The following is a 23,465-nucleotide window of genomic DNA, read 5'->3' on the forward strand; positions in this document are numbered from 1 at the left end:
TACAATAGCTCGACTTAAATCTAATATATTGTGGCATATTCTAAACATATCATGAAAAATATTACGTTATTTATTTTATTATTTTCAATTTGTCTTATTCCTAAAAACTTAAAAGCTCAAGACAACGGAGCTGCTATAGCTGCCGGAGTAGGTGCTTTAGTAGCCATAGGTGTTGGTGTCGCAGCCGTTGAGCAAATGAAAGAACGTGCAGAATTAACTGCAACACAATGGATATTATCTAATAATCCCGAGTTAAATAGTTTCTCTCTAAAAACAATGGATTTTGATGGTAAGAAATTAAAAGACATATCTAGCGCCTCTGTTATAACATTTAAAATTCAAGAATTTACGCCGTCTGATGACATAAAATTAAATGGAAGGAAACAAGTCCTTTTAGGATTTACAAGTCATGGTTGGATTAATGAATATGGAATTGATTTTGAAAAAGTAAAATGGTTTTTAATCGATTCTAACAAATGGATGGATATGATGACCAATTATGTACAAGTTGCATCTGGTAATACAAAAAATGATTTTATACAAGAGCAATTATTAAATGGGAAGATTGTAAATAAAGGCGTTAAAGTAAAAAGCAAAACAACGATTCCTTTTTATAAACTTTCGGGAGACATGTATGTCGTTACAGATTATTCAGATGATATGAAATTCATATATAATGAGAAATCTTTAGGTATTTTCCTTAAAGAAACTAAAAATCTAATTCAAATAAATCGCGGAAGTATCATTGAAATACACGACTTCTTTTTTGAAGACTAATATAACATTCACCGCTTAAGATTTGTTATTACAGATTTTAAGAGGTGAAAATTTCACTTAAAATGGTATACGACTTTTTACGCGCCTCATGATCGTAAATATGAGATACAACTATAAGTTCCTGCACTTGTGTTTTGGTTGCAAAGGCAGTTATTTCTTTTTCAATTGTTTCTTTAGATCCTATAAATGTATAATGTAGCATATTGGTAATCATCGCTTTTTGCTCATCTCTCCATATCCCACTCATAGATTGCACAGGTGGTTGTAACGGACGACGAACATTAGTAATAATCCCCATCGCTAATTGATATAAACTGGTGGCCAATATCTGCGCTTCGGCATCTGTGTCTGCTGCAATAACATTTACACAAGCCATACTATACGGTTTTTGTAATGCTGAAGATGGTGCAAACGAATTGTTATAAATATGTAACGCATCAAATAATTGCGATGGAGCAAAATGACTCGCAAACGCATATGGTAATCCTTTCTTAGCCGCTAAATCTGCGCTAAATGTACTGGATCCTAATAAATAAATGGGCACATCTAAACCTTCTCCTGGAATCGCTCTTACAGGTTCACCTAAATCTTCATTTGTAAAATAATTTTGTAATTCTTGAATATTATTCGGAAAATCCTGAACACTTTCTTGACGTTCGCGACGTAATGCCATTGCTGTACGCTGATCTGTTCCTGGAGCTCTTCCTAAACCCAAATCAATTCGATCAGGGTATAAAGTTGCTAAAGTTCCAAATTGCTCTGCTACAACCAATGGTGCGTGATTTGGCAACATAATCCCACCAGAACCCACTCTAATCTTAGACGTTCCTTGAGCAACATAACCTAATAAAACTACGGTTGCAGAACTTACCAAACTATCCATATTATGGTGTTCAGAAATCCAAAATCTAGTATAATCTAAAGCTTCTACGTGTTGCGCCAAATCCAATGCATTTTTCATGGCGTGTTGTGCAGAATTTCCTTGAGTAACAGGGACTAAATCTAAGACTGAAAATTTTATATTACTTAATATTTTAGAACTCATACTATTATAAAAATGGGGTTGATAATCTGACTCTTACTAAACGAATTAATTCCATTCATTAGATATAGCAAATTTAGGAAGATTTATATGAAGATGACTTAAGTTAAACTTAATCTATTCTTAAAGTTTAAGTAGTATAGGTTCCCCTAGTAACCTTTAAATTTAACGGTTAAAACGAACCCATTAATGCATCATATTATTGGTTAGATAATTAAATCACGTGAAATCTAAACATTTTCCAAAATCATTTAAATGGGGCACGGCAATCTCTTCATACCAAAATGAAGGTGAATACAATACACATGGCAAAGGCCCTTCTATTTGGGATACTTTTACAAATCGTAAAGCATTTAAAAAAGGAAATGGAAATACTGCTACGGACTTTTACAATAACTATAAAGAAGACCTTTTAAAGGTAAAAGCACTTAACTTAAATTGTTTTCGGTTCTCAATATCATGGTCTCGTATATTTCCTCTTGGTGTTGGCGACGTAAATCCTGAAGGTATTTCGTTTTACCATAATATTATAGATCGCTGTTTAGAATTAGATATTGAACCTTGGGTTACTTTATATCATTGGGACTTGCCACAAGCACTACAAGATCAAGGCGGATGGACAAACCGCGAGATTTTAAATTGGTTTGAAACATATGTTGAATTCTGTTCTAAAGAATACGGAAGTAAAGTAAAAACCTGGATAATCTTAAACGAACCTATGAGCTTTGTAGGACTGGGTTATTTTTTAGGTATGCATGCTCCCGGTAAAAAAGGTCTTAAAAATTTCCTACCAGCAGCACACCATGTTACGCTTTGTCAATCTTTAGGCGGAAGAATCGTTCGAAAAAATGTTAAAGATGCCGTTATAGGCACTACATTCTCATGCTCCCATGTTACTCCACTTAACCGACGTGTAATCCATAAAAAAGCAGCAGTTCGTATTGACGCTTTAGTTAATCGTTTTTTTATAGAACCGGCTTTAGGTCTTGGCTATCCCATGGATGCCATTCCTGGATTAAACAGAATTGAAAAATATATCTTACCCGGAGATGAAGATTTAATGCCTTTTGATTTCGATTTTATCGGCATCCAATATTACTTTAAAATTGTAGCTAAATTTAGCTTGCTCCCTCCAGTCCTATTCGCTTCGGAAGTTCCTGCCGTAAAAAGAGGTGTTAACATAAACGCTATGAATTTGGAAATATATCCCAAAGGATTGTACAAGGTTTTAGAGAAATTTAATGCATATCCAGGAATTAAAAATATTTACATCACAGAATCTGGTGTATGTTTTGAAGATGAATTAATTGAAGGAAAAGTAAACGATAAAAATAGGATTAGTTATTTTAAAAGGACTTTTAAATACACGCTTAAAGCCATTGAACAAAATATTCCCGTTAAAGGCTATTTTATTTGGACTTTAGTCGACAATTTTGAGTGGGCCGAAGGCACAAAACCACGATTTGGAATTATTTATACAGATTTTAAGACTCAGAAACGCACCATTAAAAAATCGGGATTGTGGATAAAACGTTTTTTGAGTAAACGGTAATTAACTAACAATCTTCATGTTAATAGACTTTTATATTGCTAAGTAAAATAACAATTGCTTATCTTTAATTTCTTATTGCTTTAATTATAGCCCTTTAGATAAAAAAACTTAAAGCGTATTTTTTATCTTGGTACATCATTTGTTATATACTACTAAATTAAATATCATGAAAAAACATATCTTTTTGGTAATCGCATTAGTTTTCGGAATGCAATTAACCTTTTCACAAACGAAAGCAGAAAAAAAAGCGGCTAAGTTAGAAAAGCAAGAACTTGAATATGCAGAGGTTAAAACCCTAGTTGAAAAAAAACATTTTATTTTTGAAGGCGAATGGGCTACAACACAAAAAGGAAGACGCATAAGTTTAATTGGGAATCCAAATTATTTAGTCATCGATAGTACACAAACGAAAGCAGAATTGCCTTATTTTGGAATAGTACAAATAGCTAATTATGGTGGAGATGGCGGTATTTCATTTGATAATACATATAGCGAATATGATCTAAGTTATAATGACAAAAAACGAAGCGCCACTATAAAATATGATACCTCTAATAAAAATGAAAAATTATCGGTGACACTTCAAATTTATGGCACACAATCAGCTTCTTTAACCCTTTATAGTAGTAACCGGAACAGTATTACTTACCAAGGAAACATAAAGCCTATTGCAGAAAAAAAAGAGGAATAATCCTTACAATAACTTGGTGAAAAATTAATATTAACCCATTGTAGTATACACTAATTTATGAAACGTATAATCAAAATAATCTGTATTATATGTATTGCATTATATAGTCCGTTTACAATTGCACAAACAACAGGAACTGCTTCGTACTACAGCAATACCTTTGAAGGCGAAAATACGGCTAGCGGAGAAAAATACAACAAAAATCATTTAACTGCAGCGCATCCCACACTTCCATTTGACACCTTAGTTATCGTTACAAATTTAGTTAACGGTGAATCTGTAGTTGTGAGAGTAAATGATCGTGGCCCCTATACAAAAAGCAGAATTATAGATGTTTCTGAAGCTGCTGCAAAAAAATTAGACTTACTAAATCAAGGTCTTGCAGAAGTGAAACTCGAAGTTCTAGACGATTATTTTATAAAAAGTATTCCTCATAAAAACAGTAATTAATATAAAAATAATGATCAAGAAAACAATTTTATTATTTACAATACTTATAATGTCACAAAATCTCATTCACGCACAAGGTGAAGATTTAAAGTGGTTAGATTTAGAATTATCAAATTACGAATATCCATATGAAGTTAAAAGTATTAGCCTACACATTCAAAATCAAGATTTGAATATGGCTTACATGGATATAAAACCATCAAATTACAATGGCAAAAATATCATGTTATTACACGGTAAAAATTTTAATGGCGCTTATTGGAAAACGACTATTGAAAGATTAACGCAAGCAGGATTTAGAGTCATAGTCCCAGACCAAATTGGTTTCGGGAAATCGTCTAAACCAGATCATTTTCACTACACCTTTCAACAATTAGCACAAAACACAAAAGCTGTTTTAGATACTTTAAATATTACAAAAACTGCAGTTTTGGGACACTCTATGGGTGGTATGGTAGCAACGCGTTTTGCACTAATGTATCCTGAGCTTACTGAAAAATTGATTTTGGAAAACCCAATCGGATTAGAAGATTGGAAACTAAAAGCACCATATCAATCGGTTGAAGAAAATTATAAAAATGAATTAAAGAAGAGTTACGAGGGTATAAAAAAATATCAATTGGTTAGTTATTACGACAATAAATGGAAACCCGAATACGACCAATGGGTAAATTTATTAGCGGGTTGGACCTTAAATTCTGATTATGAAAAAATTGCTTGGAATGCCGCTTTAACGTCGGACATGATTTTCACTCAACCTGTTGTTTACGAGTTTAGTAAAATTAGCGCACCTACATTACTTATTATTGGAACGCGAGATAGAACTGCCCTAGGCAAACCTTTGGTTACAGATGCCGTTAGAAAAACTATGGGACTATATAACGAATTAGGTAAACAGACAAAAAACACCATACCTAATGCACAATTAGTTGAGCTGGACAATATAGGTCACTTACCACATATCGAAAGTTTTGAACGTTTTATTACACCGCTAATAACCTTCTTAAAATCATAGATAGAACAGACTAAGAATCGATATCGGTTAACTTAAAAACACATTAAAATTTTCTAATACAGAATTTTGATGTGTTTTTTTTATGCCTTTATAAATAAAAAAATGCACTACACCCATTTTAAGGCGCATAAAAGGAAAAGCTTTCAAGTAGACTTTAAATGAAGCTAAAACCGTTTGGCGGTCTTTCCATCGCCCTTCTTCATCCCTATATAAAGACAAGCAATCGCTCACAATTACTTTTATACGTCCTTCAATACATATTTAAATTTGAACAAAAAAAATCCAGCTAAATAGCTGGATTTTTTATAATCTATACTTTGATAACTTTAAATACTACTTCGCAATATTTACAGCTCTTGTTTCTCTGATTACAGTCACTTTTACTTGACCTGGATATGTCATATCCGTTTGAATTTTTTGAGAAATGTTGAATGATAAATCCGATGCATTTTGATCGGTTACTTTTTCACTTTCAACAATAACACGTAATTCTCTACCGGCTTGAATAGCGTAAGCTTTCTTCACTCCTGGGAAACCGAAAGCGATATCTTCTAAGTCTTTTAAACGTTGGATATAACTATCTAAAACTTGACGTCTAGCTCCTGGTCTTGCTCCTGAAATAGCATCACATACTTGAATGATTGGTGCTAATAACGATTTCATTTCGATTTCGTCGTGGTGAGCCCCAATAGCATTGATAACATCATCTTTCTCTCCAAATTTCTCAGCCCATTGCATACCTAAAATAGCGTGAGGTGTTTCCATATCTGCTTCCGCATCTGGCACTTTACCTATATCGTGCAGTAATCCAGCACGTTTTGCTAATTTCGGATTCAATCCTAATTCTGCAGCCATAATCCCACAAAGCTTCGCAACTTCACGCGAGTGCTGTAGTAGGTTCTGACCGTAAGACGAACGGTATTTCATACGTCCTACCATTTTAATAAGCTCGGGGTGCAGGTTGTGTATTCCAAGATCGATTACTGTACGTTTACCAACTTCAATAATTTCTTGTTCAATTTGTTTTCTTGTTTTCTTAACAATCTCCTCGATACGTGCTGGGTGAATACGTCCATCTGTTACTAATTTATGTAACGATAAACGAGCAACCTCACGACGTACAGAATCGAAACATGATAAGATAATTGCTTCTGGTGTATCATCAACAATAATCTCTACACCTGTAGCAGCTTCAATAGCACGAATATTTCGTCCTTCACGACCAATAATACGACCTTTAACATCGTCACTTTCAATATTAAATACAGATACACAGTTATCTACTGCTTCTTCTGTACCAATACGCTGAATGGTGTTAATAATTATTTTTTTAGCCTCTTGTTGTGCAGTAAGTTTAGATTCTTCAATCGTACTTTGTATAAATGCTAAAGCATCATTTTTAGCTTCACCTTTTAAAGACTCTACTAATTGTGATTTAGCTTCTTCTGCAGATAAACTAGAAATAACTTCTAATTGATCTATCTGACTTTTATGTAAACGTTCAATTTCTTCTTCTTTCTTATCTAAAAAATCTAATTTGTAGTTATAGTCTTTAACTTTAACTTCGATCTCAGAATTTAGTTTTTTGTTTTTAGAAAGCTCGTTAGATAGTTGAGATTCCTTATCTCTAGTACGTTTTTCGGCATCGGCCATCTTCTTATCACGTCCTAAGATTACTTTTTCATGCTCAGATTTAAGTTCAATAAACTTTTCTTTAGCTTGTAAAATTTTATCTTTTTTGATGGATTCTCCATCAGTATTAGCTTCTTTTATAATTCGTAGTGCTTCTGCTTTTGCACTTGAAATACCTTTAGCGGCATTGCTTTTCTCTAATGTTTTGGCTATTATAAAGCCTATGATGACGCCAAGTAGCGCCCCTCCTGCAATCAATATAATTGAGTTATCCATGGGTTAAGGTTAGTAATTATTATATATAAAAAAAGCCTGCATCGGTTGTATAGTTTTGTATAAACTCCTTAAAAACAAGTTTAGGGCTAACAAGCTGATCAAGGATCTGCCCAAATATCGAACGAATTCAATACTAGCAGCATGCTTTTACAACTTAAACTCACCCTCTTTAAAGAATTAACGTTGAGTTTATCAAAAAAAATGACCAATACAGGCAGTAACTGTGTTTATTTTAAAGAACGTTAAGAGTTTAATTGTTCGTGTAATAACCGATTTAAAGCGACTAACTTTTCCTCGACATGTTCACTAACAGACTCTTTATCTATTTGTTTTTGTTCTACTTGAGATGCAAATTGTAAAGCACACATCGCTAAAACATCTTGTTTATCTCTTACAGAATAACTTTGCTCAAATTGTTTAATCATTGCCTCAATTTCCTTTGCCGCTTTACGTAATCCCTCTTCCTGCTCTGGAGCAATAGTTAACGGATACACTCTGTTAGCAATAGAAAGTTTAATTTTCAGCATCTCTGACATAAAATCAATGTATGATTACATTATTCGGAGAGTTGTGAAATACAATAATCTATCTCTCTTACTAATGAATTTATTTTAAGCTTAGTTTCTTTTGTGTTATCGTCACTGCCAAGCATACTTTTTGCAATTTTGAGTGCTTCATATTTTTCCTCCCAAGCTTCATTATCACGCTGTTTCAACTGAAGGTTGTTCTGAGATTGTATTAAATCCTCTTGTAACTTAGCATTCGTTTGCTGTAACGCATTAACTTTGCGTAGCATCTTGCTAATTTTATCTTCTAGAGCATCTACAATTTCTTCAATATTACTCATTTGCAATTACCATACTTATCTCACAAAGTTAACATACCTTGGGAAAAATAACAATTGTTTTGCATATAAAATTAAAAATACTTTGTTATCTCTCATTTTCAATATGATGTGAGCCTAATGTGAATTTATACTTTGCATATTGGCATCAAATAATTACTTTAGTGCCTCAATTTTTATATATGCGTATCCCCTTATTCTTATTTCTTTTTCTTCCGGTTGTAATGTATTCACAAAATCCTTATCCTCAAGATTATTTTGCGAATCCGTTGGAAATTCCAATTGTTTTAGCAGGAACTTTTGCAGAGTTACGGTCTAATCATTTTCATTCGGGAATGGATATAAAAACACAACATCGCCAAGGTTTAAACGTTTTAGCTTCTGCCGAAGGTTTTGTTAGTCGTATTAAAATCTCACCTTTTGGTTACGGTAAGGCCCTTTATATTACACATCCTAATGGATATACGACTGTTTATGCACACCTATCGAAACTCGCTCCAAAAATTGAAAGTTATTTAAAAGAACAACAATACGATCAGGAATCTTACGGCATTGAGTTGTTTCCTCCTATTAAAGCTTTAGTCCTTAAAAAAGGAGAACTTGTTGCGTATAGCGGTAATACCGGAAGTTCTGCAGGACCACATTTGCATTTTGAAATTCGCGATAAAAATGAATATCCTATGAATCCGATGTTATTTGGTATTAATACAAAAGATACCACCAGACCTTTAATTAGTGGTTTATACGCATACCCTATTAGTGAAGATGCGCAGATTAACAAATCGAATAGTAAACAACCTATTAGAATTACAAAGCAAGCAGATGGAAATTATATTGCCGAATCTATTACGGCTGTAGGTAAAATAGGCTTTGGAATTGAAACCATAGATCGACAAGATTTAGCGAATAATAAGAATGGTGTGTACAACATACAAACTCAATTTAATGGTAGTACTAATTTTGAAATCGATTTTAAAACATTCTCATTTTACGAAACCAACGACATTAATCGCTTAATTGACTATGATATTTATAAAACTGAAAAAGATAAAATTCAGAAATTATTTATAGATACCAACAACGGATTAAGTTTATATAAGAATACTATCGATCAAGGCTACTTAACAATTACGGACAGTACTTCGGCCGTTTATAAAATAAAAGTTAGCGATTTTCGTGATAACGAAAGCTGGGTAACCATTCCTATAGATGGAAAACTAAGTCAGGATATATTAAAGAAGTCGTTAGACGTTACTCCTAATTATATATATGAAAATCAGACATCGACTATAGCCGAAGAAAATGTGACCGTAACCTTTTATAAAAACACATTTTACGAGGATTTCTTTATCGATTTTAAAATCTCGAACGATACGTTACAAATACTTCCTATTGGTCAAGCTGCAAGAAAAAGCTTCAATATTACTTTCGATATTTCTAAATATAACGATGCCGACAAAGAGAAATTATTTATTGCAGAATTAGTAGGTTATAAAAAATGGCCAAAATATTCTACTACAACAAGAACTGCAAATACCTTAAGTACATATACTAAAAGTCTAGGCTATTACACGATTGCATCAGACACCATTCCTCCTACAATTACAGCACTTAATTTTAAAGACGAACAATGGATAAGTAACGCCGAGACTTTAAACGTTAAAATTACAGATGATCTGTCGGGCATTTCGGATTATAGAGCGACAATTAATGGGAAATGGATTTTAATGGAATACGAGTATAAAACGAATTCATTAACTTACGATTTTAACGACCAAATAAGCACAGAGCCACACAACGATTTTAAACTAATAGTAACCGATAATGTAGGAAATAGTTCTACTTTTGAAGCTAGGTTTCACAGAAAATAATGAACGCAACTCACAACTACAATCGTTTACTTCTAAACGTATTATATTTTTTAATTCCCTTGTTTTCCATAGCTCAAAATGGAACTGTACAAGGTGTTATTTTAGACGAATTAAATCACCCCATTCCTAATGTAAATATTACCGCAAATACTATTGGAACACAATCTAATGAAAACGGATTTTACGCTATTAAAATACCTGATAGTAAAAACGTTACCATCACCTACTCACATGTATCATTTAAATCGATTACAGCTAGTTTTAATTTAAAAAACGGAGAGTTTTTTGAATTTAATCCGGTAATGAATCCGAATGTCGAGCAAATTGAAACTGTTGTTTTATCAGGAACAACACGTAAAGATGTGCAAGGTATTGTAAACTTAAATCCCGCGGTAATTCGTAAAATACCGGGCGCAAACCCAGGTATCGAAAATCTATTAAAAACACTTCCAGGTGTTAGTAGCAATAATGAATTAAGTACTCAATATTCTGTTCGCGGTGGAAATTACGACGAGAATTTAGTCTACGTAAATGGTATTGAAGTTTACAGACCCTTTTTAGTCCGTTCCGGACAACAAGAAGGATTGAGTTTTGTGAATGCCGATATGACTCAGAATGTTGACTTTTCAGCAGGTGGATTTCAAGCAAAGTATGGTGATAAATTATCGTCGGTTTTGGATATAACCTATAGAAAACCTGTCGATTTCGCAATAAATACAGACCTTAGTTTACTTGGAGGAAGCTTAACTGTTGAAGGTGTTAGTAAAGATTCAAAATTAACAGCTTTAGTTGGTATGCGTTACCGAGATAACAGCTTGTTGGTAGACGCTAAAGAAACCCAAACCAATTACGATCCTAAATTTGCAGATATACAAACGTATTTCACGTATCAATTTACGGATAAATTCAGCATGAATTTTCTAGGAAATGCGTCCATAAACAAATACAATTACGAGCCAGAAACCCGTCAGACTAATTTTGGAACGATAAACAATCCCCAGGCCTTATTAGTTTTTTACGACGGACAAGAAAAAGATGCCTACCAAACACTTTTTGGTGCTTTGCAAGCTACTTACAACGTTAGCGACACCTTTAAATTACACTTGATCGGATCGTCTTATCACACCACTGAGGAAGAATATTTCGACATTTTAGCACAATATCGTTTAGGAGAAGTCAACAGTAATATTGGTGACGAAGATTTAGGGGAAGTGGAATACAGCGAAGGTATTGGCGGACAATTAAACCACGGACGTAACGATTTAGACGCATTAATTTCAACTATAGAACACAAAGGAAGTTATAGTACTAATGGAAATGATTTTGAGTGGTCTGTAAAATTGACAAATGAAGATATTAGAGACCGATTGGTAGAATGGGAAATTATAGATTCAGCTGGATTTTCTATCAATCCACCTAAATTTAGAAATCCAAACAATCAGCCTTACGAATCTTACGAAGGGCCTTTAGTTGCATTTCAGAATGTGAGAGCAACAAATAACACGACTATAAATCGACTTCAAGCGTATGTACAATGGAGTCGTCGTTTTGAAATCGGAGCACATGAAGTATGGGCAAATGCAGGAGTACGATCTCATTCGTGGACTGTGAGTGGCGAGGACATCGACAAAACGTCTCAAACTGTGTTTAGTCCGCGTGGACAATTAGCGATAAAGCCCAATTGGAAACGCGATATGTTATTTAGAGTATCTGGAGGATTGTATTATCAACCACCATTCTATAGAGAATTAAGAGATTCTACAGGAACTGTAAATCCTAATGTAAAAGCACAAAAATCCATTCATTTTGTAGCAGGAAACGATTATAGTTTTGAAATTTGGGAACGTCCTTTTAAATTAACTACGGAAGCGTATTATAAAAAAATGACTGATGTAAACCCGTATACTTTAGAAAATGTACGTATTCGTTACCAAGCAGATAATAATGCAGAAGCTTATGCTTACGGATTAGACTTACGCATTAATGGAGAATTTGTACCAGGAACAGAATCGTGGTTTAGTTTCGGATATTTAAAAACTGAAGAAAATATAGATAATCGTGGTTATATCGCTAGACCCACAGACCAGCGTTTAAAATTTGGAGCGTTATTCCAAGATTACGTTCCTAAGATGCCTGAAATGAAAATGTATTTAAACCTCGTATACAATACAGGCTTACCAGGAGGTTCTCCAAGTTATGCCGATCCTTATGTGTACCAAAGCAGACTACCCGATTATAAACGTGCCGATTTAGGATTACAATATGTTATTGTCGATGAGAATAAAGCATTTGATAAAGGTTGGAAAAAACCGTTTAAATATCTATCTGTAGGATTCGAGATTTTCAATGTATTTGACGCACAAAATTCGATTACAAATACTTGGGTACGCGATGTGTATAGCAAACGCCAATATGCCATTCCGAATTATTTAACTCCAAGAGTTTTTAACTTGAGAACGACTATGACGTTTTAATATTCAGTTAAATTGAATACATACTTTGTATATGTAATAAAATAGTTGGTGGCCGCTCTTAATTTATAGTTATAAAATTAGAGAGTCATAAAAAAACGGCATCGATTCTAACATTTATCACTACTAGTGTGTCAATTTATTGTCATTAATTGAAAAATAGATTGTGAACCATTTATTGCATTCAAAAGTATGTTAAACACTTACTATTGTATGAAAACTTCCGCATCTTTGCCTTAAAATTAGCATCATGAATTTTAAAGACAAAGAACTTATCATATTCGATTTTGATGGGACTCTTATCAATAGTATTCCAGACCTTACATTAGCAGTTAATAAAATGTTGTCACATTACAAGGCAACTACTTTAACAGTAGCACAGGTTACTCCATTTATTGGAAATGGAGCAAAACCACTTGTTAAAAGAGCTTTGGAATGTGCTATGCCGGATAAAAATGTTTCTGAAGACTTTTTAGAAGAGGCCTTTAAAATCTATTTTGAAGCGTATAAAGCAGTGACTTGTCAAGATACTTTTATGTATCCTGGTGTACATGACACTCTAATCGATTTAAAGGAAAAAGGTTATAAAATGGCCATTTGCACGAATAAACCGTTTAGTTTTATTGAGCCCATTTTAGATAAATTAGAGATTAAACACTTCTTTTTACTTTGGGTTGGAGAAGATTCATTGTCTAAGAAAAAACCAGACGCTACGCCTCTATTCCATTTGGCAGAAAAACTAGGTGCTACTATAGAGAAATCTGTGATGGTAGGCGATTCTAAAAACGATATCCTTGCTGCTCAAAATGCGGACATGCATAGTATTGGTGTGAGCTATGGTTATAATTATAACGAGAATATAGCAGATTACAACCCAACGCAAGTTGTAGACCATTTTTCGGAACTTCAAAAGCTTTTTTAATATGAGCGAAATTTACAATGTGGGTATCATAGGTGGTGGTGTTTCAGGAGTTGTGACAGCTTTACAATTGGCTGAAAATGGTATAGATTCCATTTTATTCGAACAAGAAAATAGCGTTGTAAACGGACCTCCTTTTTGTCATTTACATGCTGGAGGAAATCTATATCCAGATATTTCGGAAGCGCAATGTAAGATACTTATGAAACAATCTATAGAGATGGCGAAATTATTCCCACAATCTATAGACGAAAGACCAACATTTATTAGTGTTCCTAAATCGGAAAAATACAGCTTAGATAATATAGAACACCGTCTCGAAATGTTGGTTGCATATTATACCGAATTGATTGCAGAAGATCCATCTAATGCGATACTTGGAGCACCTAAAAATTACTATAAAATATACGCTAAGGAAGATTTAAAAGCCTTAGCCGATCATCCAGCAATAGAACGTCCAAAATCTGCTGATGAATGGATGATTAATACCATTCATTTAATTGATTATAACAAATTAAAAACACCAGTAATTCTAGTTCAAGAATTTGGATGGAATTTATTTAGATTGGGAGCTCAGGCACAATTGGCATTATCTAAAACAGAAAAATGCACCCTAAAAACCAATACGAATGTCACATTTATTAAAGATGTTAGTCAGAAAAACGTAGGATACAACTGGGAAATTCACACAGCAGATAAGCTATATAAAGTAAAATACTTGGTGAATTCTTGCGGATTTAAAACAGGGACATTCGATGAATCTTTACATTTAAATTCAGAGCGCTTAATTGAATTTAAAGCCGCTTATGTATCGAAATGGGTGCCGATTCCAGGTTTAATTCCCGAACTTATTTTTCATGGAGAACGCGGGACTCCTCATGGAATGATTCAACTTACACCCTATTGCGATGATTATTATCAAATTCATGGTATGACTAACGATATTACCTTATTTGAACACGGACTAGTACAATCAAAAGATAATATTTCACAACCCGAATTTAATGAAGGCATTACTCAGAAATTAAATTCTGGCTGGGAGACTGATGAAATTAAAAGCAGAACAGAAAACGCTATTGATTCTGTTGTTAAGTTTATCCCTTCATTCCAATCTGCTCAAGTTGGTGGCCCTCCATTATTCGGAGCACAACAAATTCCTGGAAATGATCCAAGTTTAAGAGTTGGTGAAGTTAGTTTTCCGTGTAAATCTTATGCGAGAAGTGAAATTGTTAAAGCGTCTTCGGCCTTAACAGTAGCGAATCAGATTATAACTAAAATGCAAGAAGAGGAAATTATTCCTGCCATTCTAACAGCGTTAAATACAAATACAATATTAGATAGTATTTTAAAAACAGATATTGATGTTTTGGCTAGCGAACTAGCTATTGAGCGTGGTTATCCTGAAGCGTTATCTAGGTTAGTTATTGATAAAGATTAATACCCCTATATTATTTTGATGAATCTAATTCATATTGAAATCTACTAAATTCAAATAAAAAAGTCTAGAAGTAACAACCACTTGTCCACTTGTCATTATAGAGGTTGTTACTTTTAGAACATATTATATCATATTTACTTTCAGCTTCAATTCTGATTTTGCATACCCAATATCTTTTACATATATATTAGTAGTATCATCGTAAACAATATAACCTAAATTTTCATTAAAATTCAGGTTAAATAACGCTGTAGACGAGTATGCTCCAGGGATTGTAGCATTTGAAATAAAGACATTTACCTGCCCCTCTTCATTCGGTTTTATAATATCAGACTCTGTTGTTAGTGTAGTACTAAAAACATTATTTATCCCTGTTTTTGGAGTAATAACATCGACATATTCTGTAGTTCTAAACGTAAGTCTAATCGGATAATTCCCAACATTAGTCCATGTATCTATGTTTAAACCATTATAATTGGTATTCACTGGAGCATCTGAAATTGTAATTTCAGGATTGTTAAACATAACCGGATGATCTGTATCTACAATTACTCTATACACTTTCGATTCTGATTCGTCCGAATTTGAGATCTTAAAATCTACAATATTTGGGTAACTAAAATCAATATTATCTACTGCACTCTCTGAGTAGGTAATAAACTCTTCATTATTTATTCTATACGAAATACTTGTCCCCTCAAATTCAACTATCGGATTAATATTAGCATAATCTACAGGCGCTGGAAAAAGACACACAACCAAAGAATCTACAGAAAAGACATCTGACTTTAAAACAGAAAATGTATGGTCTTTCGATAGCATATCAAAACTTGTAATGGCTATCTTTTCTGCCATAGCTTCTTCAACGTCAGTATCCGTATTAGAATCATCAGAACTGCAGCCTAAGCATAGAACAAAAGTGCATACTATAAAATGAATAGGTGAAAATTTCTCTAAGTATCTCATATGGCAAACATACATTAAAGATTAAATATGTCAGAATAATACTATTACAATTGCCTAAAATTTGAATGCATACATTACCTAGATATTAGTGTTATATTTAACCCCATTTTACACTTAGATATATGACTAAAAATCTCACTAATAAAAAAAGGACTAAAACACCTTGGCCAACAAAAGCTGCTATGGAACAGGTGTACACCATGAAACTTTGGGGAGATAATCACACTAAATTCTATTCTGGAGAAGGCTCTCATCTCCCTGATTTTGTTAATCCATATATACAGGTTGTCACTACTTTTTTAAAACATCACGAAAACGCTTTACATGTATGTGATTTAGGTTGTGGTGATTTTAATATTGGTAAACAATTAGTAAAATATACGAGTAGTTATATTGGTATAGACATTGTATCGGATCTTATTATTCATAATAAAGAAACATTTAAAGCCGATAATTTAAAATTTGCATGCTTAGATCTTGCTGTAGATGAGCTTCCAAGTGGAGACTGTGCTATTTTAAGACAAGTGCTTCAACATCTATCGAATTCAGAAATTCAAAATATCTTAAATAAGTTAACTGCTTTTAGATATGTGATACTCACTGAGCATCTTCCTTCAACTGATTTTGTACCGAACAAAGATATTATTTCAGGACAAGGTATTCGATTGAAAAATGGAAGTGGTGTAAATATTTTAGAGCCTCCATTTAATTTTAAGGTCCAAGAAGTCACTCAACTGTCGTCTATGCCGTTAAAAGATGGTAAAAGTACTATTGTTACGACTTGTTATACCCTTTTTTAGAAATTTGCAATTTAAGTTATGAAGCATAACGTTAACACAAAACACTAGAGACACCCTACATCTTAGCCGAAAACAAGAACGTTGCCAATACCCATAAAATAGCAGACAATATACCTCCAATAATAGCAAAATGGCGGAAGGAATAAATACCGAGTCCATAAATAATGGTATTTGTTTGATAGCCCATAGGTGTGAAAAAGCTAAAGTTGGCCGCGAACAATACGGACAGTATAAAAAATTTAGGGTCTAAATTTAAACCTGCAGCAACAGAAAGCGCAATGGGTGTCATTATAATTGCTGTTGCATTATTAGAAATAACACCGCTAAAAAGCATAGTAATTCCAAATAGAGATGCGATAACCAACATAGGACTTTGGCCTTGAAGCATACCAATTAAATTTTCTGATAACCAGGCCTCTGCCCCTGTGTTTTTCATGGCAATACCAATAGGAATCAATCCTGCTAATAAGAAAATAACTTCCCAATTAACGTCCTTATAAACCGTATTCAATTTTAGACAATTAAATACAAGTAAAAGAAAAACTCCAATAATTGTACTTTTTACAATAGGAAACAGTCCACTCGCCGCCAATGCGATAGTAATTAATAAAATGGCTAGCGATATATACTTTTTTCGGGTATTAGGAAATGTACTGCTCGATAGTTGTTGCATTACTACAACATGCTCTATGCTTTCCAATTTATCTACTTCATCTTCGTCTATTTGAATCAGCAATCTATCGCTTACTTTCAGCCTGATTTTATCTTCACGTTTTCTAATAAGGCGTTCTTTGGTATTCCGTATATTAATACGCTTTTTAATGGCCAGCGGAATAGCATCCATAATCATAGCGGGCTTTATATCTCCTAAACGCAAACCCAATAAATCAGAATTTGGGAGTATTAAAAGCTCTACAATGTGCGTGTCTTTCTTTGTGGTCGGCTTTTCTTCTTCCGGCTTATCTTCAACTTCATTTGTATCCGTTTCAGTTTCATTAAATAAAGTAATTCCTTCCGTTTCCTTTGCCTTCAAAAGGTTTTCCATACTAGCATTTACGAGCAAGGTATCTCCCTCTTTTAGCGTAATGTATTTTCCTGGTGCATTTGTAGTGATGCCACCACGCGTCATTTTAAGTAATTCCACGTTTGGATTGGTAAACAAGAATGTTTCGCCTATAGTCTTACCAATTAAGGTCGATTCTTTATTAATACATAGTTTTGTAATAAAATCCTGAAGTTCCTTTTGGAAATCTTTGGTCTTTTTAGAATCGTAAGGTAGTAAGAACGACAAAGCCGTAACGACCACCACACCAACTCCAAGGAAAATAAGTCCGTAATTAGTAAACTCGAAAAACGATAATTTAGGTACGCCACTTTGTTCGGCAATAGCATTTACGATCAGGTTGGTAGACGTTCCCATTAAAGTACAACTACCTCCCAAAATACCAGCAAAAGAAATGGGCAATAGAAGTTTGGATTGCGATATACCATAGCGTTGATGCAATTCGTTGGTGAGTTTTACAAAAACAATAACAACTGCCGTCGTACTAATAAAAGCAGATATACCCGCTACAATAAACATGATTACAGGAATAAGAAGCAGTAATGGTAGACCTTTGAGCTTCGTCATGGATTCTGACAACATATTAATCACCCCATTTTGCTCCATGGCTGTAGCAATAATCATGAGCATAAGAATGGTAATTGTAGCTGTATTACTAAATCCTGTAAGCGCTTCTTCTGGCGATAGAAAATCAGCTAATAATAGCGAGGCAAGAACGAAAATGGAAATTTTATCGATAGAGAAAAGTTCGAGCGCAAAGAAAATAAGGCTCAATCCCAAAATAACAAATATGATAACAATTTCGATGGTCATTAGCGCAATGGTATTTAATTTTAAAAACTCAGTTCAAAAATTTCTATTAAGCATTTTACTCAGCCTTTTCTTCAATCATGTATTCAAAATTACATTGTCGTAACTACTTTTCGATTTCGGCTATACTATTCTTGCCTCCTAGATCTAATATAGGAGCACACAGACTATATACACCACATGGTTATGACAAGCAACTCAAAATTGTTTCACCTTTATGACATCTTCTAAAATAGAAGCAAGCAAAATTTTCACGTGCTTTGTCACAATCTAAATTAGGTAAAAATTAGATACCCAAATTCGTTTTTATTAACTCAAAAGAAAATTGATATGGGCATTACTTCTCCCATTTATTTAAAATACCGAAGGATTATATGGCATTTAGAATTCTTAAATTGACCTTTTGAAGACATAAAAAATCTTGAATTTTAAAAGGCATACCGCACATAAGACTATTACTACTTTTACAATGATAGAGGTAACTTTAGTGCCCCTGTTTAATAGGTATATTCCAGCGTAATGAATATTATAAAATCTAAAGCATTAAGCCCCCACACTTTTACGTGTATACTTCCTTCTTGTTTTAATTATTTTATATCTAAAATCATCAAAAAACAAACTTGCTAATAATATTAGAGTAGCAAAAATTAAAGTATTTAAAGCGAAATGTAATTGAGAATACAAGAAGCCTCCAATGAATCCACCTGCAAAAAAGAAAAGAATAATATAAATCCGTAATTTAATTTGTGATTTTAATTTCTCGCGATTATGGTGTGATTTCGGAAAAAATAATTGAGAGATATCTATTCCTAAATCTGTAAAAAGTCCTGTTAAGTGTGTTGTTCTAACCACCGCATTGGAAATTTTTGTTACAAAAGAATTCTGAACTCCCATAGAAAATAGTAGAAGACATACAATTAAATCCGGATATTTTAGTTCAATGAAATTGCTTAATACTCCAATAGAAGTTAACACCAAACATTCTATAAGCGTGGGTAAAACAAAAACATTAAGTTGCCTACTTTCTTTAAATTTCTCGATTAGAAAACTCGAAAGAAAAGAACCAAACAAGAACGAGAAAATATAAAGGAAGTAAATGGTACCAATCCAGAACTCTAAATTCGCAACATCATAAATAAATAGCGCAAAGTGACCGGTTACATTAGTGGTAAGTTGTTTAAATGCGAGAAATCCAGAAACGTTTACAATTCCTGCTACAAAAGATAAGATTGTAGCGATACGTAAATTATGCTTTGTAGTTCGACTTTTCCCTTGATGTCTAAACATATGTCTTGTTACTTTTTTATTGAAATTTGGAGTAACAGTTTTAATAGGTTAGTCCATATTATCTGAATATAAACTTCTTTTACCCAACGAAGAAGTGATTCGAGTAAAATCAAAAAAAAATCTCTAGAAGAGATTTTTTTGATTTTATAATGCTTTGATTAACAACTCTGCAGTTGCTGGGTTAGTTGCTAATGGCACATCGTGCACATCGCAAATTCTCATAAGCATAAAAATATCTGGTTCGTGAGGATGTTTTTCTAGAGGATCTCTAAAAAACAAAACCATATGGCATAAACCTTCTGCTACTCGAGCTGCGATTTGAGCATCTCCACCTAAAGGTCCTGATAAAAATGGTATAACCTTAAAACCTGCCTTTTCTACTTTAGTCCCAGTAGTTCCAGTAGAAATTAATGAAATTTTCTTCTGATCTAAGATGTCTCTGTGTTCATTTAAAAACTGAACCATTTCAGCTTTTTTACCATCGTGAGCGATTATTGCTATTTCCATTATTCTATATCTTGAGTATGAAATTTCGCTAAACCTTCAATTGGACGTCTGGCAAAATTACCAACAGTAAAATTCATTTCTTTTGCAACTTCTAATATTTCAGCTTTAGCAAAATAAGCTATTGAACCTGCAAAATGAACTGGTACTGTTTTAATTTCTTCCTTAAATTGTAAAATTTGATTTTTCGCAAACAATCTAATTCCATCTTTAATTAAGTTCTGAATATAATCTGAATCTTTATTTAAAAACATAAATTCAGCAAATGATGCTAAAAACGCATTCGGATTCGGTTGCTTGTAAATGTTATACTTAATATAATCTGCTTCCAAATTATATTTATCAGCCATTGCCACACGAATTGTTTCAGGCATATTATTAAAGTAGTAATCGCGGATTAATTGTTTTCCGTAATAATTCCCACTAGCATCGTCCATTAAACTCCATCCTAGAGACTTAACACGCTGATGTATTTTTGTACCATCAAAATAGCTACAGTTAGAACCTGTTCCTAAAATACAAACCACAGCGGCTTCTGTTGGTGTATTTATTGTAGAATAAACAGCAGCCATAGTATCTTCATCGACAGTAACTTCTGCATTTTCAAAAAAGCCTTCTAAAACATCTTTTAATTGCTGTTTAGGTTTATCTGTTCCACAACCTGCACCGTAGAAAAACACGTGAGTTACGTCCTTTTTGTACTCGGTTAAAACTTCACTTTTTTTTATAATTTTCTTTAATTTCTTTTCAGAAAGAATAGCAGGGTTTAATCCGTTAGTTCTTACTTTTTCGAGAAGTTGTTTCCCATTTTTATCTACTGCAATCCAATCGGATTTTGTAGAACCGCTATCAACAATTAAAATCATAAGGCTAGGTATAAAAAAACCCCACAGAGTACTGTGCTTTATACACAATAACTCTGTGGAGTTATTATTAATTAATATAAATTATTTTACTGTTGCAATGTGTTGTGCTAAATCAACTAATTTAGAAGAATAACCATATTCGTTATCATACCAAGAAACTAATTTAATAAAGTTATCATTTAATGCCATACTTGCGTTTGCATCGAATGTACTTGTTTTTGGCTCAGATACGAAATCTTGAGATACAACGCCTTCTTCAGTATAACCTAAGATACCTTTTAATTCGTTTTCAGAAGCATCTTTTAAAGCAGCTTTAATTTCATCCCAAGAAGCACTTTTCTCGATACGACACGTTAAATCTACAACAGATACATCAACAGTTGGTACTCTAAAAGCCATACCTGTTAATTTTCCGTTTAATTCAGGAATTACTTTTCCTACAGCTTTAGCAGCTCCAGTTGAAGCAGGTACGATGTTGTTTAAAGATGCACGACCTAATCTAAAATCTTTTTTAGATGGACCATCTACTGTAAATTGAGTTGCAGTTGCAGCGTGAACAGTTGTCATTAAACCTTCTACGATACCAAATTTATCGTTAATAACTTTAGCTAAAGGCGCTAAACAGTTAGTAGTACAAGATGCATTAGATACAATAGTATCTGTTGCTTTTACTTCTTTATGGTTAACTCCCATTACAAACATTGGAGCATCTCCTGATGGTGCAGAAATTGCAACTTTTTTAGCTCCAGCAGTAATGTGCTTTTGTGCACCTTCTAATGAAGTAAAAATACCTGTACAATCTAAAACAACTTCAGCTTCTACAGCATCCCATTTTAAATCTTCGGGATTACGTTCTGCTGTAATTCTAATTTCATTACCGTTTACGACTAAGTTACCGTTGTTTGTTGAAATTGTTCCATCAAATCTTCCGTGTACAGAGTCATATTTTAATAAGTAAGCTAAATGATCTACATCTAATAAATCATTAATCCCTACTATTTGAATATCAGGTCTTGAAACTGCTATTCTGAAAGCAATTCTACCTATTCTACCAAATCCGTTAATTCCAATTTTTAATTTTGACATATTCTAAATTTAATGTTTAAGTGGTCATGATATCTGACACACGTAATAATTCTAAGTTAATTTTTGATTGACCTTTTATAGCTTGATCTAAAGGCGTTAATGACATGACATCGTTTAATAAACCAACCATGAAATTAGATTTTCCTTCTAACAAGCTTTCTACTGCTTTTACTCCCATACGACTTGCCAATACACGGTCGAAGCACGATGGTGAACCTCCACGTTGCATATGTCCTAAAACAGATACACGTACTTCATATTCCGACATATGCTCATCGACATAATCTTTTAATTCAAATACGTTTTTACCAATTTTATCGCCTTCTGCAACAATTACTATACTTGATGATTTACCAGAATTTTTACTTCTATGTAACGATTCTAATAATCTATCTAGTCCTAAATTTTCTTCTGGTATTAAGATTTCTTCTGCTCCCCCTGCAACACCAACGTTAAGCGCAATATGCCCAACATCGCGTCCCATTACCTCTATAAAGAATAAACGGTCGTGAGAACTAGCTGTATCTCTAATTTTATCGATAACTTCTACCACGGTGTTTAAAGCCGTATCGTATCCTAATGTATGTGTAGTTCCGAAAATATCGTTATCTATGGTTCCTGGAATCCCCATTACTGGCATATCAAATTCTGAACTAAAAATCATTGCTCCTGTAAAGCTACCATCTCCTCCAATAACAACTAAAGCATCTACGCCTTCTTGTTTTAAATTTTCATAAGCTTTCTGGCGACCTTCTTTCGTTCTGAAATCTTTAGATCTCGCAGTTTTTAAAATGGTACCTCCTTTATTGATGATTCCTTTTACACTACGTGCATCCATAGGAATAAATTCACCACGAATCATACCTTGATAACCTTGAACAATACCCACACATTCAATATTATGAAAAGCACATGTTCTAACTACCGAACGAATCCCAGCATTCATTCCTGGAGAATCTCCTCCCGATGTTAAAACACCTATTTTTTTAATGGTTTTTGACATGTTTTATTGATTTGTTAGTAAAGCTACTAAAGATAATCAACATATAAAACCCCTTTTAAAAGTTTTTAACAAGTGCTCTAACACTATAACGTTTGAATTAAC

At 33.4% G+C, this 23,465-nt stretch carries 22 protein-coding genes and 1 other RNA gene; 10 read left to right on the forward strand and 13 right to left on the reverse strand.

The genetic code is table 11. From position 1 onward, the window contains the following. Nucleotides 1–51: 51 nt before the first annotated feature. Entirely contained in the window at nucleotides 52–777 is a 726-nt protein-coding gene (locus ACFFVB_RS04735) for a hypothetical protein (RefSeq protein WP_382381565.1), read from the forward strand. Between the two features lie 37 nt (nucleotides 778–814). Here ACFFVB_RS04735 and ACFFVB_RS04740 read toward each other — a convergent pair whose 3' ends face one another. Further along, nucleotides 815–1,822 carry an LLM class flavin-dependent oxidoreductase gene (locus ACFFVB_RS04740; RefSeq protein ID WP_382381566.1) on the reverse strand — a complete coding sequence of 336 codons (1,008 nt, stop codon included), beginning with the start codon at nucleotides 1,820–1,822 and terminating at the stop codon, nucleotides 815–817. A 220-nt stretch (nucleotides 1,823–2,042) separates the two neighbouring features. On the opposite strand from ACFFVB_RS04740, the gene ACFFVB_RS04745 reads away from it, so the two are divergent. The 4 genes from ACFFVB_RS04745 (at nucleotide 2,043) to ACFFVB_RS04760 (ending at nucleotide 5,527) form a co-directional block, all read left to right on the forward strand. Then, nucleotides 2,043–3,371, forward strand: a complete 1,329-nt coding sequence (locus tag ACFFVB_RS04745) for a glycoside hydrolase family 1 protein (protein WP_382381567.1) — start codon at nucleotides 2,043–2,045, stop codon at nucleotides 3,369–3,371. A gap of 166 nt (nucleotides 3,372–3,537) precedes the next feature. Beyond that, nucleotides 3,538–4,062 carry a DUF4251 domain-containing protein gene (locus tag ACFFVB_RS04750; protein ID WP_382381568.1) on the forward strand — a complete coding sequence of 175 codons (525 nt, stop codon included), beginning with the start codon at nucleotides 3,538–3,540 and terminating at the stop codon, nucleotides 4,060–4,062. 57 nt (nucleotides 4,063–4,119) lie between these two features. After that, nucleotides 4,120–4,512 carry a septal ring lytic transglycosylase RlpA family protein gene (locus ACFFVB_RS04755; RefSeq protein WP_382381569.1) on the forward strand — a complete coding sequence of 131 codons (393 nt, stop codon included), beginning with the start codon at nucleotides 4,120–4,122 and terminating at the stop codon, nucleotides 4,510–4,512. A gap of 49 nt (nucleotides 4,513–4,561) precedes the next feature. Beyond that, nucleotides 4,562–5,527: an alpha/beta fold hydrolase gene (locus tag ACFFVB_RS04760; protein ID WP_382381570.1), complete on the forward strand. Its 966-nt coding sequence runs from the start codon at nucleotides 4,562–4,564 to the stop codon at nucleotides 5,525–5,527. A gap of 27 nt (nucleotides 5,528–5,554) precedes the next feature. Here the strand turns inward: ACFFVB_RS04760 and ACFFVB_RS04765 are convergent, their stop codons facing one another. The 5 genes from ACFFVB_RS04765 to ACFFVB_RS04785 form a co-directional block, all read right to left on the reverse strand. Then, complete coding sequence (locus ACFFVB_RS04765) at nucleotides 5,555–5,758, reverse strand: hypothetical protein (protein WP_382381571.1); 204 nt, start codon at nucleotides 5,756–5,758, stop codon at nucleotides 5,555–5,557. A 102-nt stretch (nucleotides 5,759–5,860) separates the two neighbouring features. Beyond that, the gene (gene rny, locus ACFFVB_RS04770) at nucleotides 5,861–7,435 is read right to left on the reverse strand and encodes a ribonuclease Y (RefSeq protein ID WP_382381572.1); all 1,575 of its coding nucleotides are present in this window, start codon (nucleotides 7,433–7,435) and stop codon (nucleotides 5,861–5,863) included. A gap of 61 nt (nucleotides 7,436–7,496) precedes the next feature. Further along, nucleotides 7,497–7,624: non-coding RNA, 6S RNA (gene ssrS / locus ACFFVB_RS04775), on the reverse strand. Between the two features lie 53 nt (nucleotides 7,625–7,677). Next, complete coding sequence (locus tag ACFFVB_RS04780) at nucleotides 7,678–7,971, reverse strand: cell division protein ZapA (RefSeq protein WP_382381573.1); 294 nt, start codon at nucleotides 7,969–7,971, stop codon at nucleotides 7,678–7,680. A 20-nt stretch (nucleotides 7,972–7,991) separates the two neighbouring features. Beyond that, nucleotides 7,992–8,282 carry a coiled-coil domain-containing protein gene (locus tag ACFFVB_RS04785; RefSeq protein ID WP_382381574.1) on the reverse strand — a complete coding sequence of 97 codons (291 nt, stop codon included), beginning with the start codon at nucleotides 8,280–8,282 and terminating at the stop codon, nucleotides 7,992–7,994. 221 nt (nucleotides 8,283–8,503) lie between these two features. Between ACFFVB_RS04785 and ACFFVB_RS04790 the strand changes: the two genes are divergently transcribed. The 4 genes from ACFFVB_RS04790 to ACFFVB_RS04805 all read left to right on the forward strand — a co-directional run bounded on the left by ACFFVB_RS04790 (nucleotide 8,504) and on the right by ACFFVB_RS04805 (nucleotide 14,978). Beyond that, the gene (locus ACFFVB_RS04790; protein ID WP_382381575.1) at nucleotides 8,504–10,150 is read left to right on the forward strand and encodes a peptidoglycan DD-metalloendopeptidase family protein; all 1,647 of its coding nucleotides are present in this window, start codon (nucleotides 8,504–8,506) and stop codon (nucleotides 10,148–10,150) included. Beyond that, the gene (locus ACFFVB_RS04795) at nucleotides 10,150–12,624 is read left to right on the forward strand and encodes a TonB-dependent receptor (protein WP_382381576.1); all 2,475 of its coding nucleotides are present in this window, start codon (nucleotides 10,150–10,152) and stop codon (nucleotides 12,622–12,624) included. Before ACFFVB_RS04790 ends, ACFFVB_RS04795 begins: the two co-directional genes overlap by 1 nt. Nucleotides 12,625–12,871: 247 nt before the next feature. Further along, a complete protein-coding gene (locus tag ACFFVB_RS04800; RefSeq protein ID WP_382381577.1) occupies nucleotides 12,872–13,543 on the forward strand; it encodes a phosphoglycolate phosphatase in 672 nt (223 codons plus the stop codon). A 1-nt stretch (nucleotide 13,544) separates the two neighbouring features. Then, nucleotides 13,545–14,978, forward strand: coding sequence for a hypothetical protein (locus ACFFVB_RS04805; RefSeq protein ID WP_382381578.1), 1,434 nt, complete (start codon nucleotides 13,545–13,547; stop codon nucleotides 14,976–14,978). 123 nt (nucleotides 14,979–15,101) lie between these two features. Here the strand turns inward: ACFFVB_RS04805 and ACFFVB_RS04810 are convergent, their stop codons facing one another. After that, nucleotides 15,102–15,944 (reverse strand): hypothetical protein, encoded by an 843-nt coding sequence (locus tag ACFFVB_RS04810; protein WP_382381579.1) that lies wholly within the window; start codon nucleotides 15,942–15,944, stop codon nucleotides 15,102–15,104. A 122-nt stretch (nucleotides 15,945–16,066) separates the two neighbouring features. Here ACFFVB_RS04810 and ACFFVB_RS04815 point away from each other — a divergent pair, with 122 nt between their 5' ends. Continuing rightward, complete coding sequence (locus ACFFVB_RS04815; RefSeq protein WP_382381580.1) at nucleotides 16,067–16,744, forward strand: methyltransferase; 678 nt, start codon at nucleotides 16,067–16,069, stop codon at nucleotides 16,742–16,744. A 55-nt stretch (nucleotides 16,745–16,799) separates the two neighbouring features. On the opposite strand, the gene ACFFVB_RS04820 is transcribed toward ACFFVB_RS04815, so the two are convergent. The 6 genes from ACFFVB_RS04820 to pfkA form a co-directional block, all read right to left on the reverse strand. Beyond that, on the reverse strand, nucleotides 16,800–18,620 hold the full coding sequence (locus ACFFVB_RS04820; protein ID WP_382381581.1) for an SLC13 family permease: 1,821 nt from the start codon (nucleotides 18,618–18,620) through the stop codon (nucleotides 16,800–16,802). A gap of 540 nt (nucleotides 18,621–19,160) precedes the next feature. Then, the gene (locus ACFFVB_RS04825) at nucleotides 19,161–19,904 is read right to left on the reverse strand and encodes a YoaK family protein (protein WP_382381582.1); all 744 of its coding nucleotides are present in this window, start codon (nucleotides 19,902–19,904) and stop codon (nucleotides 19,161–19,163) included. A gap of 144 nt (nucleotides 19,905–20,048) precedes the next feature. Continuing rightward, nucleotides 20,049–20,411, reverse strand: coding sequence for a methylglyoxal synthase (locus tag ACFFVB_RS04830; RefSeq protein WP_382381583.1), 363 nt, complete (start codon nucleotides 20,409–20,411; stop codon nucleotides 20,049–20,051). Then, the gene (locus tag ACFFVB_RS04835) at nucleotides 20,411–21,274 is read right to left on the reverse strand and encodes a BadF/BadG/BcrA/BcrD ATPase family protein (RefSeq protein ID WP_382381584.1); all 864 of its coding nucleotides are present in this window, start codon (nucleotides 21,272–21,274) and stop codon (nucleotides 20,411–20,413) included. Before ACFFVB_RS04835 ends, ACFFVB_RS04830 begins: the two co-directional genes overlap by 1 nt. A gap of 81 nt (nucleotides 21,275–21,355) precedes the next feature. Next, entirely contained in the window at nucleotides 21,356–22,360 is a 1,005-nt protein-coding gene (gene gap, locus ACFFVB_RS04840; protein ID WP_382381585.1) for a type I glyceraldehyde-3-phosphate dehydrogenase, read from the reverse strand. Between the two features lie 16 nt (nucleotides 22,361–22,376). Then, a complete protein-coding gene (gene pfkA / locus ACFFVB_RS04845; RefSeq protein ID WP_382381586.1) occupies nucleotides 22,377–23,363 on the reverse strand; it encodes a 6-phosphofructokinase in 987 nt (328 codons plus the stop codon). Nucleotides 23,364–23,465: the final 102 nt, after the last annotated feature.

This window comes from Formosa undariae (assembly GCF_042427615.1).
In the GTDB taxonomy this organism is placed as follows: domain Bacteria; phylum Bacteroidota; class Bacteroidia; order Flavobacteriales; family Flavobacteriaceae; genus Formosa; species Formosa undariae.